Raw genomic sequence first — 20,513 nt, 5'->3', positions numbered from 1 at the left:
GTAGAAAATTTAATTATTTAGTATATCTTGAAAATGTTGGATTATATTGAATCATTAAAATTATAAAATGATTAAAAGTTTTAGCCAGTATCTTAGTATTAAGAGGCAGGCTAAAACTTTTTATTATTGTATTTAAATATATTATTAGTTTTTTACAACAAAATTTTATACATTATCGTATTGGGCAAACTCCATTTGCACATTCCTTATCAATTATTTCATGTTCTTCATCATCATCAAGTTCTGCTAATAATTCATAGTCGATTGGTTTAATATTTTTTATACGCGCGTCATAATCTTCTTTTGTTGTAGATTCATAAGGTAGAAGAGGGTAGGTTTCATCCATTAATGGTAAGAACGTTATTCCAACTACATACTCAAAGTTCTCATACAACCAATTTGCAACAGCGTCCCATTCATCATCTTTTACATGTACAGTAATTGACGTATTATGATCGGTCCAATTTAACATTGATAATTTATATAGTTCGAGTTGTTCTATAGCTCCAACATCATATTTTGTTTTACCTTCAGGAGCTTTTATTGGGAACTCTATAACTTTTGTTGTACAATTCTCATCAGGTTGACCATTCTCATTAAAAATAGGGTAACATTTTAGTTTATCTATCATTTTATATAGAGGATCAGATGTAGAAATTCTAACTCTTCTAATATAATAATTTGAGTGGGAATAGTGTATACCAGAACTTACACATGGTAGAGTAGAAAGGGATCCCTCAGGCTTTATTGTAGTCATAAGCTCAGGTGTCGAAATTCCAAGTTCTGTACAATATCTTATACCTTCACTTCTAACTACATTTCTTAAATTATTAAGTAACGGACCTAGTTCGTCATAATTCATGTTAAGTTTGTTAACCATATCCATCATACCAGTCAATGAAATTCCGATAATTCTATCTGATTGCATTACTTCATTCCAGTCTGGTAATTCAACATCAACTAAAGTCATTCTAATAGCCACTCTTGTAGATAATTTTATTATTTCTTCTAAATGTTTAATATCTAATCTATTATTCTCATCCACAAAAGTTACTAAGTTATTTGTAGATAAGTTACAACATTGATGAGAATTAAGGAGGATTTCGCCGCATGGGTTACACCCTTTAAACGTAGCTTTTCTCTTTTTAGCCTCACTTGCATTAATAAATCCTGGTTCGCCGTTTATTTTTATTGAATTTAATATTTCTTTTATCTTATCTAAAGATGGTTTTTCTTTATATAAAACAGAATTATTACTCATTTTTCGATGAGAAACTTCTAAGTTCTCAATCCAATTTCCATCAACTATTTTATAAAGGTTGCTTTTAGCATTGATAACATCATTATCATCTTCATCGCAAATAATCATCATCGCACTTCGTCTAACACCGCCAGAAACCACATTTTCACTAATTATAGTTGATATATCAAGGACATCTATTGATTTTAAGCTGCCATCTGTAAGTCTATCAAAAACTTTGTTAATCTTTTCAAACATTCTCTTAAGCGATTTGTGGCCAGAAGCTCTTCCGCCAAATCTTTTTAGTCGCTCACCTTCAGGTCTAACATAGCTATAATCAAGTATTATTTTTTTGATATTTATATATTCTTTAGATGTAACTAAATTAAAATAAGTTTCTAATGCATTACACCAGCCTTCTTTACTATCGCCAATTTTTATAGTTGCACGGGAAGAATCATTTTTATCCAAAATAAGCTTAGTATTCTCCATGTATTCTTTAGGCATATATTTATGAACATCCTTGGAATACTCGCCTCCTAGAGATACTTTTCTTATTATAGGCATATTAGAAATTAATTCTTTGTCAATTCTAACACCTACACCTGAGCCAACCATAAGAAGGTAAAATACATCAACAAAATCATGAAATTTTTCAATCATTGTGAAGGAGCAGTTATAGTTTGAAAGCGGATATTCTTTTACAATATCTGTTCCTCCCATATAAAGAGTTCTTCCAGAAGTAAAAGTTCTTAAATTAAACAAATTATCAAATAGAAGTTCAGCCTCCCTTACTTCATCTTGCCAGTTTATGTTTAATCCATTTTTCTTTTTGAAATTTATGCCAAGTTCAATATTATATTCTGTTGTCCTAAGAACAGTTTCAAACCAATTTTCTCTTCTTTTTTTATCTTCTAAATATCTTGAGTAAGTTCTTAAATAAACAAATTCACCTATATTGCTTAAGGGATTATTTTTTGCTTCACTATATTTGTTTAAAAATGCTTCTGATAATATTACATTCATATATATTCCTCCAGTTTTGCTGTATAAGGTCCTAAAAATTACTTATGTATCCTATTATTATTTCTAGTTATAATATCTGCAAATAAAAAAGATACTATTATTTTAATATATTTAAACCAAAAACACAATATCTTGTGTTGATAAAATGACGAAATACTATATATAGGTTTGTCCTACTTCTTTTTGATACTATTCAATTGTATATATTATATCAGTCCTTTGAGTTCACATTTTATAATAGGTAAGCCACATAGAATGATGGCTTCGAAAGAAATTCTATTATTAATTGTTTAGAATTAAATATAAGGGGAAAATAGTTATGAATTTAAATAATTTTAGAGAATCAAGGGTAACTAATGTATATCATATTTAATCAGATTAAATTTTTCTTTTGGCAAAACTGAAAATAATTATCAATTCTATTGACAAAGTAAATGAACTTTGCATATAATAAACGTATGAATAGATATTCATATGTTCAAGCGAAGAGGTGACGAGCGTGGAAAATAATAATATTGAAATTTGTAATTGCACGATAATTCATGAAGATATAGTTAATAAAGTTAAGCAATCCATACCTGAAGAGGAGACTCTCTATGATTTAGCTGATTTATTTAAAGTTCTTGGTGATTCAACAAGAATAAAAATATTATGTGCACTATTTGAAGCGGAAATGTGCGTTTGTGATATAGCAGCACTTTTTGGAATGACTCAATCAGCTATTTCACATCAGCTAAGAGTTTTGAAACAAGCAAGACTCGTAAAATACAAAAAGAATGGTAAAGTAGTCTATTATTCATTAGATGATGAACATGTTAAGAGTATTTTTGATCAGGGGTTGATTCATATATCAGAGAAAAAATAGTTTGATTGGGGGAATAAATTATGGCAAGTAATATAAAAATAGCTAGCAGTCCTGTTAAAGCTCAATTATCGAATAAAAATAATGTACGAAAAATAAAAAAAGAATTTATTTTAGAAGGACTTGGATGTGCAAACTGCGCAGCTAAAATAGAGCAAAAAGTAAATGAATTAGAAGGAATTAATTCCGCCAATGTAAATTTTCTTACTAAAACTTTAACATTAGAGATAAAAGAAATTACAGGGATAGAAGAATTAATAAAAGTTGTTACTAATATTGTAACAAGTATTGAATCCCATGTTAAAGTAAAAGAAAAAGTGATAGAAAAATCTTTAAGAAAAGAGATTTTACTTGAAGGATTATGTTGTGGCAACTGTGCTGCTAAAATTGAAAGAGAATCAAATACTATAGATGGTGTGAAATCAGCATTAGTAGATTTTATATCAACAAAACTAATCATAGAAATAGAAGATTCTTCAAAACAAAATGCTATTATAGATAATATTAAAGGTTTAGTTAAAAGAATTGAACCTGATGTAAAAGTAGTTGTTATTGACGATAAAAATAATTCATTAAAAAACAAAGAGGAAGAAGCAGAAGAAGAGAATAATAAGAGTGAAATAATTAGATTTGCTATTGGTGCTTTGATTTTTGGAGTAGCAACTGCTATGAAGTTTCCAAGTGTAATAGAACTAGTATTGTATTTGATAAGTTATGTACTCATAGGAGGAGAAGTAGTTTTAGGCGCTTTAAGAAATATACGCAGAGGTCAAGTGTTTGATGAAAATTTCTTAATGAGTATAGCAACAATTGGTGCATTTGCAATAGGTGAATATCCAGAGGGTGTTGCTGTTATGCTTTTCTATCAAATAGGAGAAATGTTCCAAGATATGGCGGTTAATCGTTCAAGAAAATCTATTTCAGCTCTGATGGATATTAGACCAGACTTCGCTAACTTGAAAATAAATGATGAGATTAAAAATGTAGATCCAGAAGAAGTTAAGATAGGTGATGTTATAATAGTTAAACCAGGTGAGAAAGTTCCTTTAGATGGTAAAGTAATTGAAGGAAATTCTATGGTTGATACTGCTGCATTAACAGGTGAGTCAGTTCCTAGAAAAGTAGGAGTTGGAGATAGTATTTTAAGTGGAGTTATTAATAAAAACGGACTTTTAACAATAGAAGTAGAAAAAGAATTTGGAGATTCTACAGTTGCAAAGATACTAGATTTAGTTCAAAATGCAAGCAGTAAAAAAGCTCCAACAGAAAACTTTATAACAAAGTTTGCAAGATATTATACTCCAGCTGTTGTTTTTGCAGCTTTGGCACTAGCAGCAATTCCACCACTTGTAATTGATGGCGCAACATTTTCTGAATGGGTTTATAGAGCATTAGCATTTTTAGTAGTATCTTGTCCTTGTGCTTTAGTTGTATCTATACCTCTTGGTTTCTTTGGAGGAATAGGCGGAGCGTCAAAAAATGGAATATTAGTTAAGGGTGGAAATTATCTTGAAGCTTTAAATGATGTTGAAATGGTTGTATTTGATAAAACTGGAACACTTACTAAAGGTATATTTAAAGTGACAGAAATAAAACCAGAAAATAATATTTCAGAAGATGAACTTGTAGCTTGTGCGGCTTATGCAGAAAATTATTCTAACCATCCAATAGCAACTTCTATATTAAGAGCTTATGGAAGCGAAATAATCAGAGATAAAATAAAAGACTATGAAGAAATATCAGGTCATGGAGTTAAAGTTATTCTGGACGGTAAAGAAGTACTGGCTGGTAATTATAAATTAATGAATAAAGAAAATATAGCTTATAAGCAAGTAGAAACTATTGGTACTGTGGTGCATGTTGCTATAGATAAAAAATATGCAGGATATATAGTTATTTCTGATGAGGTAAAAGAAGATTCAGTAAAAGCAATAAAAGCATTAAAAGATATTGGAGTTAAGAAGACAGTTATGCTCACAGGTGATAATAAAACTGTTGGAACTAAAATTGCTAAAGAATTAGGATTAGATGAAGTTCATGCTGAATTATTACCAGACCAAAAAGTAGAAAGACTTGAAGCTTTATTTAAAGAAAAATCACCTAAAGGTAAGATAGTATTTGTAGGAGATGGAATAAATGATGCGCCAGTTTTAGCTAGAGCTGATATTGGAATAGCGATGGGTGGTGTTGGTTCAGATGCTGCAATTGAAGCGGCTGATGTTGTTATAATGACAGATGAACCTTCAAAAATTGCTTCAGCTATAAAGATAGCAAAGAAAACAAGAAGCATAGTAATGCAAAATATAGTTTTTGCTTTAGGTGTTAAGGTTATAATATTAGTTCTTGTAGCCTTTGGACTTGGAACTATGTGGGAAGCAGTATTTGGAGATGTTGGAGTAGCACTACTTGCAGTATTAAATGCTATGAGAGCCATGAAGGTAGAGAACATGTAAATATTCTAAAAAATGCAGTCATATTTTTTATGGCTGCATTTTTTATTAGAAGGTATATGATTAATTCTATAAATAAAAAAAGTAAAAATGCAAACAATATGAACTAAGAACTTCTACTATAAAAAACTAATGTACATAGGAGGAAAAAAGTGAAAAGTAAACTAAAGTGTATTATATTTATTTTTTTTAGCTTGTTAATTACTTCAATAATTAATGAGAATAACAATTGTATTTTTGCGGCAGAGAATAAGCCTTGCTCGGAAAATGATTGTAGTGTTGATGAAAATAAAAAAATAATATATCTAACATTTGATGATGGACCTAGCTATAAGGTTACTAATAAAGTATTGGATATATTAAAAGATAATGAAGTAAATGCAACTTTCTTTTTAATTGGCAATCAAATTGAAGGCAAGGAAGACGTAGTAAAAAGGATATATGATGAGGGAAATAGTATAGGACTTCATACTTATACTCATAATTTCAGAAGAATTTATTGTGATGAAGATAAATTTATTCAAGAGATGATTGATTGTCGAAGTGAAATACAGAAGGTAGTTGGAATTTCACCAAATATTATTAGATTTCCGGGTGGAAGCTGTAAGCATTTAAGTAAAAGTTATTTAAATAAATTACACGAGAATGATTTTAGGGTATATGACTGGGATTTGGATAATTGTGATGGATTAAACCCGCAGGATTCTCCATATAACTTATACAGAAAAGCTATAAAGGGAAGCGATAAGATGAATAATATTATTTTATTGATGCATTGCACAGATATGAACAGAAATACATGCCAAGCACTTCCCAAAATAATAAAATTCTATAAAAATAGTGGATATGAATTTAAAACTATTACTGAAGATACAGCAGAATTATATTTTCCATTAAAAAATAAATAAATATGTTGTTTATGGTTGATTAAAATAATAATATAATAAATAGAAAAAGATAGCATTAATGGGTTATATCCTGGTATAATGCTATCTTTTTTGAATTATAGTTGATAAAATATATAAATTGAATGGCTAAAATTAATTTTGTAAATTAACAAAATACTATAGATAAAAACAAGCCCAAAAATAGATGGCTTAAGCCATCTATCTTTAGAAATTACCAATTAACTTAAAGGAGTTAAATATAACTTAAGTGGAACAATTCTTTTAATGGGGAAGGTTATGTTTCACTTGAATTATTGACAAAAGAATGTATATATATACAATTAGTAGTATGTGAGGTGGAAATTTAAATGAGAAAAAATAAAAAAATTTTATGTTTATTACTAGCGTTTCTGTGTACATTATTTTTAGTCTCATGTGGAAATAATAGTAAGCTTGTTGAAGAAGAAAATTTAAAGATACATTATATTGACGTTGGACAAGGTGATTCAGAATTAATACAGATTGATGGAAAGAATATTTTAATTGATGCAGGTACGAGTGATAAAAAAGCTTTAAATTACCTAAAATCAATTGGAATTACTTCATTAGACTATGTTATAGCAACCCATCCTCATGAAGATCATATTGGAAGTATGGACAATGTTATTAACAATTGCAACGTTAGAACATTTTACGCTCCAAAGGTCACAGCGACTACTAAAACCTATGAAAATATGGTAAAGGCGTTAAAGTCAAAGAATTTAAAAATAAATGTACCTAAAGTTGGGGATGAGCTTAATGTAGGAAAAGCTACTTTAACATTTTTAGCGCCTAATAGCAGTAAATACGAAGATATGAATAATTATTCTATTGTTATTAAATTAAAATATGGTAATAAAAACTTTATATTTATGGGGGATGCAGAGGATGTCTCAGAAAAAGAGATATTAGGAAAGCAATTAGATATCAGAGCAGACGTTTTAAAAGTTGGACATCATGGGAGTAATTCATCAACTACACAAGCATTTCTTGATCAAGTTAATCCAAAGTATGCAATTATAAGTTGTGAAAAAGGAAATGATTATGGTCATCCTCATAAAGAAACAATAGATAGACTTAAAGGAAAAAACATTAATGTGTTTAGAACAGATTTACAAGGAACGATAATAGCAACTTCAGATGGTAAGGAAATAAAGTTCAATGTAAATCCTGTAGATAAAAAATCTGATATACCAGGAAGGGAAAATCAAAAATCTGGCAAGAAGGAAAACTAAAAAAGAACACAAAGTTATAATATATGAGACTAATATAAGCATAAACAATAATTCCATATGATGAATAATAAAAATAAGTATAGTTCATATCCAACTTCTATTGAATATGAACTATACAGAAAAATTATTTTATAAATATTAATTTAAGTCTAAACTAAATTATAGTAAAAATCTCCATTATTTAATCCAAGCGCCATTAGATCCTACACTATAACTACCAATTTTGGTATTAGTCGCCATTGAACCATCAGAATATAAATAATAATATTTTCCACCATCTAGTATCCATCCAGTCTGCATATTTCCATCCGATCCGAGATGGTACCATTTTGAAAGATTTCTATCGAAGAACCACTGACTCTTTAATGGTATGCCTATAGAATCATTATATTGCCATCTTCCGTTTAATAAGACCCACTGATTTGTTTTTACCGTTATTGTTGGCATTGGTGTATTAGTATTTCCGGAATTTGCATTCGTATTAGTGTTGTTTGTACTAGAGTTAGCTCTAGTTATATTTAAGGTGTATGTTTTTTTATTATTTTCATTATCTTCAATCGTTATTTTTATTTCATTTTTGCCCTTATTTAAACTTACTGACTTTTTAAATTTATCATCCTCATCAACTGTAGTTCCATCTATTTTAACATCGTAATCATCATATTCATCACTATCACAATCTGGCTTTGCTGTTATTTTGATTTCTTTCACTGAATCAGAGACATTTACATTATAAGTTGTAGTACTTTTTGAAAAATTTAAAGTTCCATCACTTAAAGAAATACTTTTTAGATATACATTATCATTATCGTCGTCATCATCTGAAGATGAACTTGATGTACATTTAACTTTAATTTTATATTCACTAACTTTTTTTGATGTATCACTATATTTTATATTTGAGCCTGGATCTTCGCTGTATGTTCTAATTGTAAGTGTTGTTGAATTTGATGATAAATCAATAGAACTACTTATTTTTATTCCTTTAGAAGAACTTGATGTTCCTTTAAATACTCTAATAAGACTTGAATTAACACCATCTGCGCTTATCTTAACTTTCTTTGATGAAGTCTTAGCATAATAAGTATCACCTGAAACGAAATCATTATCATCTATTTCATGTTTACTTTTATAATCATCGTCACTATAAGTTTTTATTGTATTACTTCCAGAAGAGGTTTTTAATTTAACACTTGTCAAATCACCTGTTGATGCATAAGCTTTTGTAGTCATTAAATTTAAGCTTGTCACAGGTACAACGGCACTAAAGGCGCTGACTATAAGAGCTATTGCAATAATTTTTTTTACACTTTTTTTCATTTAATTTTCCCCCCTAATAATAAATGACACATTTGTTAAATAAGTATCATGGGTTTTATCTTACCATAACATTTAATGCCATATCTTAATATAATCTTAAATTATCATTAAATTTTTCCAATTTATTTTTAAGTTTTTTACAAAATTTATATTTAAATAATTCATAATATTTCAGATTTTAGTTCTGGATCAATTTTTTTGAAATCATCAAGAGGATGCTTTTTTGTTTTTCTTTAACTAAGTTGGTTCAATTTAATCAACCATTAAATCAACCTTATGGTTGATTACAACACATAGGATTAAAGAGTATTATATTCTCAGAGGTGAAAATTATGGAAGCAATTTTAAAAGTTAAAAATTTAAAGAAGTATTATAAAGAAAATAAAGCTGTTAATGGATTAAGTTTTGATTTATATGAGGGAGAAATATTAGGTTTATTAGGACCGAATGGTGCTGGAAAAAGTACTACTATAAATATTCTTTCTACAATACTAAAACATGATGAAGGAGAAATTAAATTCTTTGGACGAGATATACTAGAAAATAGAAAGTGGATTAAATCACAGCTTGGTATTGTACCACAAGAACTAGCTATATTTGAAGATATCCCTGCATATAAGAATGTTGAATTCTTTACATCTTTATATGGATTAAGTGGTAAAGTACTAAGAAAAGCAGTTTTAGAAGCATTAAGTATGGTAGGGTTAGAAGATAAAAAGGACATTAAACCAATAACTTTTTCTGGTGGTATGAAACGAAGACTTAATATAGCTTGTGCAATAGCTCATAAGCCGCAAATTTTAATATTAGACGAACCTACTGTGGGAATTGATCCTCAATCAAGAAATCATATCCTACAATCAATTAAAAAGTTAAGAGAAGGTGGAACAACTATTATATATACAACTCATTATATGGAAGAAGTTGAAGAAATAGCTGATAGAGTAGTAATAATGGATAGCGGAACTAAGATAGCAGAGGGAACTCTAGCTGAACTTATGGAAAGTTATAGGAATACAAGACTGTATAAGATATATATCGATTCAACATCTTTTCAATATATGGATAGAAATAAATTTAAGTACGACTTTTTTTATGAGATTGAAGGAATTCAAAAAGTAGTATTTACGGATAATTGTTTTAGTATAACAACTATAAAAGAAATAGAAAATCTAGATAAAATAATTTTAAGTCTAGTAGATAGAAATCTTAAAATAAGCCATATAACAAGTGAAGAAGGAAACTTAGAGATGATATTTCTTAAATTAACAGGAAAAAAATTAAGGGATTAGGGGCGAAAAAGATGATTTTATTAAGACTTATTAAACAAGATTTCAGAAATCTAATTACAACACCGGTTATTGTAACTGTTTGCGTAATATATCCATGGCTATTGATTGGCTTATTTGGTTTTATTTTTTCTAGTTTATATGGAGGAGACGGTGTTACGTCTTATGACTTTTATGGGGTAACCATGATGATGTATTTAATCATTTCATCAGTTACAGTCACTCCGAATACTTTTATGGAGAATAAATTAAGACAAGGAAATATTAGAATAGCTTATGCTCCAGTATCAAGGATATCAATATATATGTCTAAGATAATAAGTTCATATCTATTTATGGGGATTAGCTTTTCAATTCATATGCTGATAATGAATTATTTTAATATTGTTAATTTTGGTGGTAGTAACTTTATATATATACTAGTGTTATTCATGGTGTTTCTTTTTTTTACAGTCACAGTTGGCGGAGCGGTTTGTGTGATTCTTAAAACCGAGGAGTTAACCAATATGGTTCTTTCTAATGTAGCAAGTATATTGGCACTGCTATCAGGTATATTTTTTCCAGTAGATAGTTTAGGGAAAGTTGTTAGTGATTTATCGAATTTATCTCCAATGAAGTGGATTTTAAATTCAGCTTTCAATGTGATTTATGATAAGAGTTTTGAAAATTACACAATTATAATTTGGGGATTAATCTTATTATCAATAATAAGCATTATAGTTATGCATGTAAACTATAAACCAGAGGACTATATATAGGCCTAAATTCTATATTGGAAATAGAATCTGGATTTGAGAGAGAAGGATTAAGTGCTCTAAACTTTATATATTGAAAAGTTATTTTATATATCGAGAGGAGAGAAAATAAATGATAAATATTATAAAAGGAATTTTATATAGAATGATAAATAATAAATCATACCTGGTAATGCCCATTGTAATAACACCAATAATTATTGCAATTGCAATATATTTTTCAAGCAGTTTTGTTGCCAAATATAATATAGGAGTCATCGGAGATTACAGCGCTAATTTTAATAGTGATGAGGTAAATATTACAAGACTTGAAAATAAAGTACCTCTTTCAGATTTAGTGAAAAATAAGTATGAGGCAGTAATATCTTTTGAAAATGGAAAAGTGATAGTTGATACAATAAAAGGTGATAATTTTAAAAGTAAGATAGAGCGATTGGCAAATGGAGAAAGAATTACTAATGAAGATAGTGAGAAGAGGGGCGTAGTATCTAATATAGTTGGATTTATAACCATGTTTATAATTGCACTAGGAGTGTTACTCTATAGATTTTTCTTTGATGACAAAAAAGGAATTTCAAGAAGGATAATAAGCACAAATATAACTTATGTACAATATATACTAAGCCACTTTATTTCGGTGTTTTTAATGATTTTTGTTCCTACGGTCACAATAACTATATTATCTAGGGTAATACTTGATTTAGATACAAGAGTAACAAGCGTAGAACTCATATTAATAATATTTGTCTTATCACTTTTTTCTTCAGCCTTCGGTTTGTTTATGTCTACAGTTACAAAGCAAATGCAGAGTGCCAGCATGTTAGGAATGATGATAAATGTTATAACGACATTACTTTCAGGAAGTTTTTTCACTATATCTAACAACAAATTAGTGAGTTTATTCGGCAGCATTATGCCTCAAAAGCATATTTTAGAGTATACAATTTCCTTAGAGAATGGGAAGTTTAGCAATTATACTGATATAGCAAGTGTTATTTTGGTTTCAATAGTTATGATAGTAAGTTCATTCTTAATAATAAAATATAAGATGAGAAGATATAGCTTTATTTAAACAATATGGTAAAATATACACATTAGATAAACTATTAAGGGTGATGAGATGAAGAATATTCTTTATACAAGATTAATAAGACCCAAAAGTAAAATTGATAATATATTCCGAAGAAATCAAAATATACAAAATAAACTTAATGCAATAACAGAAAATAAATTAACAGTAGTTAAAGGTGGTGCTGCTGTTGGTAAAAGTACCCTTATTTCGGATTATGTTGGAGAAAAGAAAAATTATATGTGGCTTTCATTAGATGAAAAAAGTGATGATTTATCATATTTTTGGACTTATATCTTGCATGGGTTAAAAGGAAATATTGTAGATTTAAATTTCTATATCGATATGATAAATCCGTTAGTAAATAGAGAAGATATTTTTGAATTAATACTGTCTTTAATAAACGAGCTTATAATCGAAGAAGAATTATTTATAGTATTAGATGATTTTCATTATATAGAGGATAAATTTCTTATGGAAACAATTGAATATTTTATAGTCAATTCATCAGATAATGTACACTATATTTTGATTTCAAGACATGATATTAAGTTATATTTGGGAAATATCCTTATGAAAGGCGGAATAGTTAATATAAACTCAGGGGATTTCAATCTTACTTTAGAAGAAACCGAAGAGTTTATAAGAAAAACTACTAATAAAATTATTGATAGTAAGATTATTAAAGAAATATATAGAAATACAGAAGGGTGGATAGGAGCAATTAAACTCCTATTAACGGTATTAAATAATAATAAGACAATTAAAAATATACCAAAAGGAAATAAACTGTTTATAGAATATATGAATAGAGAGATTATCAATAGTTTATCACAAGATGAAATAGAGTTTTTAGTCAAAACTTCGCCATTAAGTTATTTCAATCATAGTATTTATAAGAATGTAGATAATAAAGATGCTACTGAAATAATAGAAAATTTAATTAAAAAGAACATGCTCATTATTACCATAGATGAAGAAAAAAATATATATAGATATCATAATATTTTAAGACAGTATTTAATGGAGATTTTTGATAATTATGATGAAAGTACTAAGAATGAAATAATAGGAAAACTAACATCTTCATTAATAGATGATAAAAATTATGATGATGCACTAAGCATTCTGATAAATTATAAAAAATACGAATATGCATTAAAGATAATCGAAAAAAATGCCCACAATATTGTGGCTACTAAAGTTCTTAACGAATTCCCGTTAGAATACTGTAGCAAAAGTGTAGATCTAGCGTATATATCTTTGTTTTATAGCTATCTAAATTTGGATTATGAAAGATGTATACTTATAGTAGATTCAATAGATAATAGTATAAATAATGAAATGTTAAATTGTATTAAGATATTTTCACTAGTATTAAACAATTCATTTGTAGATGATTGTTATTTTGAATTGCCAAAAGAAATTGATGAAAATCTAAATATACTTACTAAAACTATTTATTATATTTTTGCCTCTTGGGCATTAGGATTTGCTAGCGAATGTACAAAAGCATTAGAGATGATGGAATTAATAAAAAAAGCGAATAAAGAGTTAAGTAATAGTTATGTGAATTTAATATATGATTATAATAGAGTTTCTTTATTAGAGGTTATGGGTAAGTTAAATGAGAGCTTAACTGGTTATAAGGAGTTAAATGAAAGTATAAGAAATAAAAATTATAAATCTTGTTTTACCATTTTTAGGACTGTAGGATTGCCAGGCGTCTATATAAAGAAGCTTATGGATAAAGAAGCAGAAGAATTAATAAATGAAGCACAAGCAATGCTAAAGGATTTTAGTGGGAGTGCAGTTTTGGAGAATTTAGCTATTGGAATCGATTATAATCTAGCAGAAATTAAATATATTCAAGGTAAAATTGATGAATGTGAAAAAATATTAAGTGATTTTCATAAACAAGACAAGGAAAGCTATGCATATATTCAAATGTTAGCATTAAAGATTAGATTATTATCGTCAGAAGAAAGGGTAAAGAAACTAGAGTATGATGAGTTTATTAATATATATGAAAAAAAGTACAAGAATTCATTTTACTTAGATACTATACGAATAGCTTATGGGGTAGTACTTTTTGAGATTGGTAAATATGAGGAGAGTTTAAATGAATTTAATAAAATTGTATTTATTAGCAGAAAGAATGGTGTAGGATATTCTCTTGTATACTCTTTAACGTGGAAACTAATACTAATAAATAAATTTAAATCTGATAATACGAGAGAGTGTTTAAATATATTAAAAGAAGTTATTTTTTATTCAAGAGAGGAAGAGATATTTTTTCCTTTTTACGTAAATAGAAAATATTTAAAAGAAGTTATACAAAGGTTTTACCAAGAATTGCTGAAAGATAATGATAATAACAAATTTGTAAGTAAACTTTGTGATTTAATAGGAATAAAAGATAAAAATGAAGTTTTAAGTTCAAGAGAGATGGAAGTTCTTGAAGCTTTGATAAATGGATTAAGTAATAAGGAAATCGGAGAGAGGTTATTTATATCTATTTCAACAGTAAAAACTCATATAATAAATATATACTCCAAATTAGGAGTGAAAAATAGAGTGGAGGCAGTAAGTAAGGGAAGAAAAGTTTTTAGTGAAAAATATAAAAGTAAATTATAGATTATTTTGTCGTAATATGTTATAATTGTTCTGTAAATGATATTAACATATCCCTTTAAGTTGGTATCCTCATAATCTTTTTTTATTAGGCAGTCATTAATTTGGCTGCTTTTTATAGTTGTATTCAGATAATGTTAAGATTAAGTGAGTATAATAATGATTGTAAAAAAAATTTTTTCATTATTCTTCTTAAATATAATAAAAGATGTAATCGATTGGTTGCATATTGTTTTTTATTTTAAAACATATGTTATAAGCATCAATATATAAAAATATAAACGATAAAAAATAGTACTCTGAATCTACAGAGTACTATTTTTGAAGTCCATTATCGATGTAATATTTATGCGGCGTTGCTAAATAGTTAATTCTTTAATGTCATCTTCATATAAAGTCTCTTTTTCCAATAAATTTAGGGCTATCTTATCAAGTAGATGTCTATTTTCTCTTAAGAGTTCCAAGGTTTCATCATATAGTGTATTTACAAGCATTTTACATTCTTCAATAACAGGATTTCCGTAACTACTATAAAGAGAACCAACACTTGAAAGTTTTATTAGACCTAGGGTTTCGCCCATACCATACTCGGTAATCATTTTTAAAGCAATATCAGTGGTTTGGGAAATATCACCTTCTGCTCCAGTAGAGATTTTGTCCTTACCAAATATTATTTCTTCGGCAGCTCTACCACCAAGTGAAACCTTAATTTTGTTTTTTAGGTAATCAACTCTATGATAGCTTCTATCTTCAGGAATAGTTAGAGTATACCCACCAGCGCCTTTGGTAGTTGGAATTATTGTTATTTTTGAAACTTTATCGTTTGGAAGCAGCAGTAAGCTAACTATTCCATGCCCTGCTTCATGGTATGAAGTAAGTAGCTTGTCTTCTTCCTTTAAATAGCTTCTTTCTTTTTTTTCATGACCAGCTAAAGTTATTGAATATGCTGATTCAATATGAGCTGAGGTGATACAATTGCTATTATCTTTTGCGGCTAAAATTGCACTTTCGTTCACTAAGCTTTCTAATTTTGCACCAGAGAAGTAAGTAGTTTTCTTTGCAATATCTTTTACATCAAGATTCGCATGAGGTTTATTTTTTAAATGTAAAGATATAATTTTTTCTCTAGCATTAACATCTGGCAATGATACTTCTATATGTCTATCAAATCTGCCAGGCCTTAAAAGTGCTTTATCCAGCATGTCCAATCTATTTGTAGCAGCAATTACTACAATACCTTCTTCTTGTCCAAAACCAGACATTTCAGTTAGTAGAGCATTTAGAGTTTGATCTCTTTCACCATTACTAGAACCATTTTTATCATTACTTCTAGCTTTACCTATTGCGTCAATCTCATCTATGAAGATAACAGCTTTTCCATGAGATTTTGCTTTTTTAAATAAATTTCTTACCCTTGCGGCACCAACACCAACGTAAACTTGTACGAAGTCAGAACCACTAAGTGCATAAAAGGGAACACCTGCTTCACCAGCAACAGCTTTAGCAAGCAATGTTTTACCTGTACCAGGATCCCCATAAAGAATAACTCCTTTTGGCATTCTCGCACCATACTTTTGATATTTCTCAGGATTTATAAGAAAATCTACAATATCCATTAAACTTTCTTTAGCTTCTTCATTTCCAGCCACTGCATCAAAGTCTAAAGCAGCTTTTTTATTCTTGCTAAAATCCTCCATGTCCATTGATGTTATGGATGAATTGTTTCTAGCCTTTAATACAACGATAGCCAATATTGAAATAAGTGATATTGCAAAAACAACTGAAGGAATAGACTTTGATAGTGGTGGTGTGGACTCATCCTTAATTTCTACTCCTTTTAATAATAAGGTTTCCTTTATAGTATCAGTATAAGGATTATCCGTGGAATATTCATCCCCATCACTAAGTATTATTTTCATTTTTGGAGACTTATCCATTATTACTGTAGATATTTTATCGGAATTTAAATCTTCTTTAAATATAGAATAACTTTTATTAACCACTTTATCATTAAACGATGTCATTATTATGAAAATTAGTGATATTGTCGCAGTGATTATTGGAAATATAATATAATATTTTTTTATCTTATTCATTAAGTACCTCCATTTTTTAAAAGATTACTTAAGGCAACTGTGTTTTATATTTAATAAACATGCCTAATATTGATTATACAGATTAAAATCAAGAAGTCTAATTACTTTTGAGGTTTTTACCAATGTAATTTATGGAGAATTAATAAAAAATCTCATTTTTATATTACTATTACTACATAAGTGAATACCCCTTAGATAGATGGAAATTATCTTTCGTGAGCATTATGAACTATATATGAAGATACTAAATATATAGCTTGGCAAATACTACCTGAAGATAATAGATGTATATGTAACTGTCGAAAAAATCAAAATAATTATAATAGAAATATAGAAAAAATAGAAAAATAGATATATAATGTGTATAAATGTCGATTGATTTACAAATTTGTTTTGTTAATAGTAATTTGTGGAATGGGATGATAAATTATGGAGTTTAATAATAATTTCCTGATTGATGAGTTGCAACGAGTGGGAAAAGTTGGAATTTTCAATTATGATATAAAAAATGATGTTATGACTATCTCAGATATTACTTGCGAATTGCTTGGTATTAGCAATGAGTATATGAGAAATAAAAGAGATTGGTTAAATATTGTTCACTTAAGTCAGAGAGAAGAATTTCATTTGTATTTTGAAGAAATAATTAATACTGGGAAAGATTTTAATAAAGAATATAGAATAGCACGTCAAAATGAGGAAATAGAACTATGGATAGAAGTAAAAGGAAAAGTTTATTTTGACGAACATAGTATACCAAAGATTCTTTCGGGTACTATTCACGACATTAGCGAACTAAAGAAGAGTGAAGAAAGATACAAAAAGCTTTATATGGAGTTTCAGGAAAAAGAAGCCCTTTTAGTTTCGCTAATTAACTCAATTCCAGATATGATTTATTATAAGGATATAAATGGTGTATATTTAGGATGTAATAAAGCGTTGGAAAATTTTGTAGGCATGAATCAAGAAGATATTATTGGATGTACTGATTATGATATTTTTGAAAGAGAAATTGCAGATTCTTTTAGGAAAATGGACTTGAAAATGATTCATAAAGAAGAGCATTTTATATATGAAGAATGGGTTAAATATCCGAATGGAAGACAAGTTCTTTGTAATACATTAAAAACTCCATATTATGATTCTCAAGGAAACATTTTAGGAAGTATAGGGGTAAGCAGAGATATTACGGGGATAAGTAAGAAAGAAGAGTTACAAAAAAGGATAGAAGAAAAAAGAAAAAGAGTAAATGAACTAAAAGAGGCAGATCGCATTAAAACCGAATTTTTTGTAAACATATCCCATGAATTAAGAACGCCAATAAATGTTATTTTTTCAGCTACTCAGATGGAAGAAATTATGTTGAAGAGCTATTTAAGCGACAGTGCTTCTGAGGACAATTTTAAATATGTAAAAATGATGAAACAAAATTGTTATCGACTTTTAAGATTAATTGAAAATTTAATTGATATAACAAAATTTGAAAATGGTTATTATTCATTAAATAGGAGTAATCATGATATTATTAGTTTAATTGAAGAAGTGGTATCTTCTGTAGCGGGTTATATTGAGAATAAGGACATTTCAATTATATTTGATACTGATGTAGAAGAAAAAATTATTGCATTAGATCCAGAAAAAATAGAGAGAATTATATTAAATTTGTTATCAAATTCAGTGAAGTTTACACCATCAGGCGGTAGTATAAGTGTAAAAATACAGGATCACAAAGATAATGTTTGTATAAAGATAAAAGATACTGGAAGTGGAATTCCAGAGGATAAATTAGAATCTATATTTGATCGTTTTGTACAAGTAGATAAATCTCTTAATAGAAGTCATGAAGGTAGTGGAATAGGTCTTTCTATTGTTAAATCCTTAGTTGAACAACATGGAGGAAAAATATTTGTAAAAAGCAAAGAATCACAAGGGACCGAATTTATTCTACATCTTCCATGCGAACTAGTTGAAAGCATATATTGTAAGAAAATTACTTCAGTAAATCAAATAGGTAAAAGCTCAATTGAAAAGGTAAATATCGAATTTTCAGATATATTATAGTTGAATAATAAATATGTTGAATTAAAAAATTCAATTGCAACACGTCAGGGCTTTTTGACCTTTCAGAAAAAAATAGTATAGAAAAGATAAGAGTCACATAAGATCTATTTCTGATTAAGTTATATGATTAATGGGAGTATAATTTAATGTTAGTTTATAATATATTGATTTATATATATTAAGTATATTATAGTAATAATAACCAATAAAAGAAGTAGATAGGGGGCAATTATTATGATATTTACGCAGGAACAAATTGATATTTACTTAAGTAAAATTAAGTACAAGCATAAGATTGAATTGAACGGAAAAACACTTGAACAATTACAAATTTCGCATTTGAAGAATATTCCATATGAAAATCTAGATATTTTAAATGGTGTACCAATATATCTTACTCCTGAGGCTTTGTTTAAAAAGTTGATTTTAAGTAGTAGAGGAGGGTATTGCTTCGAATTAAACGGTCTATATAGTAATCTCTTAAAGAGCCTTGGATTTGATGTGACTAATTTAGCTGGACGTTTTATTGATGATGACACTTCAATTCAAATGCGAAGACATAGGATACTTAAGGTTAAAACAAATGATGGAATATACATATGTGATGTAGGAGTGAGAAGCGAATCTCCAAGAATTGCTTTAAAACAAGTACATGGTTTAATACAAAACGATGGTGTAAGTGAATATAAGTTTGAGGAAGATGATTTTTATGGTCATATTCTCTGGCAAAAGGAACGGGGAAAGAGTTGGAAAAAGGTTTATGGTTTTACTGATGAACCTCAACAAGATATAGATTACATAATGCCATCTTTCTTTTGTGAAAAACATCCAGATTCTCCTTTTGTGAATATTAGAAAGATCTCAATATTTACTGATTCAGTAAATATCAACCTTGTAGGAGATACATTAAAGTTCTATGAGAATGCAAAAGTAACTAAAAGAGTTGATCTTCAGGATGAAAATGAAATACGTGAAACTCTTGATAAGTATTTTGGAATCCGCTTAAATAATTAATAAAAGAGGTATTTCAAAATAAGAAACCATTTGAAATACCTCTTTCATTAAATTTAAGATGTACAATTGCCTTGGTTATTTAACAGATAAAAGCTAAAAATCTAAATTACAATTTAAAAAGTTGTACTTAGTTTTCATTTTTTTTGAATGCGAAAAATTTCATTAGTATAAAAGTTATTGGAACACCTATAATTGCAGCTAGCAAGAAAGCAATGAGTTTGTTTAATCCAAATATATTAAATACTATAACTACAACTATATTTTGAATTATGAAATTTGGGATATATGATATAGCAAACTTTATAAATTTACTAAAATTCAATTTTTCCTTAAATGTTATTAGACTATTTAAGAGATAGGATATAAACAATCCAGAAATATACCCAACTATAAATGCAATATTTTCATTTAAGAAACTTGCATATATACAAGAAAAGATAGTTCCATTAAAGGTATTTACAACACCTATGATTAAAAAAGTAATAAATTCTTTTGTAAAGAAAGTATTTTTAAATTTTTGAACAGTATTATCCATA

14 protein-coding genes are annotated in these 20,513 nt (G+C 28.1%); 10 read left to right on the top strand and 4 right to left on the bottom strand.

Features of this window, described 5'->3' with window-relative positions:
• Positions 1–172: 172 nt before the first annotated feature.
• Positions 173–2,266, bottom strand: a complete 2,094-nt coding sequence (nrdJ, locus tag CLCHR_RS08300; RefSeq protein ID WP_079439238.1) for a ribonucleoside-triphosphate reductase, adenosylcobalamin-dependent — start codon at positions 2,264–2,266, stop codon at positions 173–175.
• Between the two features lie 499 nt (positions 2,267–2,765).
• On the opposite strand from nrdJ, the gene CLCHR_RS08295 reads away from it, so the two are divergent.
• From CLCHR_RS08295 to CLCHR_RS08280, 4 genes are all read left to right on the top strand, one after another.
• On the top strand, positions 2,766–3,131 hold the full coding sequence (locus CLCHR_RS08295) for an ArsR/SmtB family transcription factor (protein WP_079439237.1): 366 nt from the start codon (positions 2,766–2,768) through the stop codon (positions 3,129–3,131).
• Between the two features lie 20 nt (positions 3,132–3,151).
• Positions 3,152–5,581: a heavy metal translocating P-type ATPase gene (locus CLCHR_RS08290; RefSeq protein ID WP_079439236.1), complete on the top strand. Its 2,430-nt coding sequence runs from the start codon at positions 3,152–3,154 to the stop codon at positions 5,579–5,581.
• Between the two features lie 230 nt (positions 5,582–5,811).
• Positions 5,812–6,486, top strand: coding sequence for a polysaccharide deacetylase family protein (locus tag CLCHR_RS08285; RefSeq protein WP_376747038.1), 675 nt, complete (start codon positions 5,812–5,814; stop codon positions 6,484–6,486).
• A 347-nt stretch (positions 6,487–6,833) separates the two neighbouring features.
• Entirely contained in the window at positions 6,834–7,739 is a 906-nt protein-coding gene (locus tag CLCHR_RS08280) for a ComEC/Rec2 family competence protein (RefSeq protein ID WP_079439234.1), read from the top strand.
• A gap of 177 nt (positions 7,740–7,916) precedes the next feature.
• Here the strand turns inward: CLCHR_RS08280 and CLCHR_RS08275 are convergent, their stop codons facing one another.
• Positions 7,917–9,059: a cadherin-like beta sandwich domain-containing protein gene (locus CLCHR_RS08275; protein WP_079439233.1), complete on the bottom strand. Its 1,143-nt coding sequence runs from the start codon at positions 9,057–9,059 to the stop codon at positions 7,917–7,919.
• A gap of 332 nt (positions 9,060–9,391) precedes the next feature.
• Here CLCHR_RS08275 and CLCHR_RS08270 point away from each other — a divergent pair, with 332 nt between their 5' ends.
• From CLCHR_RS08270 to CLCHR_RS08255, 4 genes are all read left to right on the top strand, one after another.
• Positions 9,392–10,351: an ABC transporter ATP-binding protein gene (locus CLCHR_RS08270; protein WP_079439232.1), complete on the top strand. Its 960-nt coding sequence runs from the start codon at positions 9,392–9,394 to the stop codon at positions 10,349–10,351.
• An 11-nt stretch (positions 10,352–10,362) separates the two neighbouring features.
• Positions 10,363–11,106 (top strand): ABC transporter permease, encoded by a 744-nt coding sequence (locus CLCHR_RS08265; RefSeq protein WP_079439231.1) that lies wholly within the window; start codon positions 10,363–10,365, stop codon positions 11,104–11,106.
• A gap of 109 nt (positions 11,107–11,215) precedes the next feature.
• Entirely contained in the window at positions 11,216–12,175 is a 960-nt protein-coding gene (locus tag CLCHR_RS08260; RefSeq protein ID WP_079439230.1) for an ABC transporter permease, read from the top strand.
• Between the two features lie 48 nt (positions 12,176–12,223).
• Positions 12,224–14,809, top strand: coding sequence for a LuxR C-terminal-related transcriptional regulator (locus tag CLCHR_RS08255; protein WP_079439229.1), 2,586 nt, complete (start codon positions 12,224–12,226; stop codon positions 14,807–14,809).
• A gap of 356 nt (positions 14,810–15,165) precedes the next feature.
• On the opposite strand, the gene CLCHR_RS08250 is transcribed toward CLCHR_RS08255, so the two are convergent.
• Positions 15,166–16,902, bottom strand: a complete 1,737-nt coding sequence (locus tag CLCHR_RS08250) for an ATP-dependent metallopeptidase FtsH/Yme1/Tma family protein (RefSeq protein ID WP_079439228.1) — start codon at positions 16,900–16,902, stop codon at positions 15,166–15,168.
• Between the two features lie 429 nt (positions 16,903–17,331).
• On the opposite strand from CLCHR_RS08250, the gene CLCHR_RS08245 reads away from it, so the two are divergent.
• Both CLCHR_RS08245 and CLCHR_RS08240 read left to right on the top strand, forming a co-directional pair.
• Positions 17,332–18,963: a sensor histidine kinase gene (locus tag CLCHR_RS08245; RefSeq protein WP_079439227.1), complete on the top strand. Its 1,632-nt coding sequence runs from the start codon at positions 17,332–17,334 to the stop codon at positions 18,961–18,963.
• A gap of 234 nt (positions 18,964–19,197) precedes the next feature.
• Positions 19,198–19,977, top strand: coding sequence for an arylamine N-acetyltransferase family protein (locus CLCHR_RS08240; protein WP_079439226.1), 780 nt, complete (start codon positions 19,198–19,200; stop codon positions 19,975–19,977).
• Between the two features lie 127 nt (positions 19,978–20,104).
• Here CLCHR_RS08240 and CLCHR_RS08235 read toward each other — a convergent pair whose 3' ends face one another.
• A complete protein-coding gene (locus CLCHR_RS08235) occupies positions 20,105–20,512 on the bottom strand; it encodes a GtrA family protein (RefSeq protein ID WP_079439225.1) in 408 nt (135 codons plus the stop codon).
• Between the last annotated feature and the right edge of the window lies 1 nt (position 20,513).

The sequence above is a fragment of the Clostridium chromiireducens genome, assembly GCF_002029255.1.
Lineage (GTDB): Bacteria > Bacillota > Clostridia > Clostridiales > Clostridiaceae > Clostridium > Clostridium chromiireducens.
This window is presented reverse-complemented; position numbering and strand designations above follow the sequence as displayed.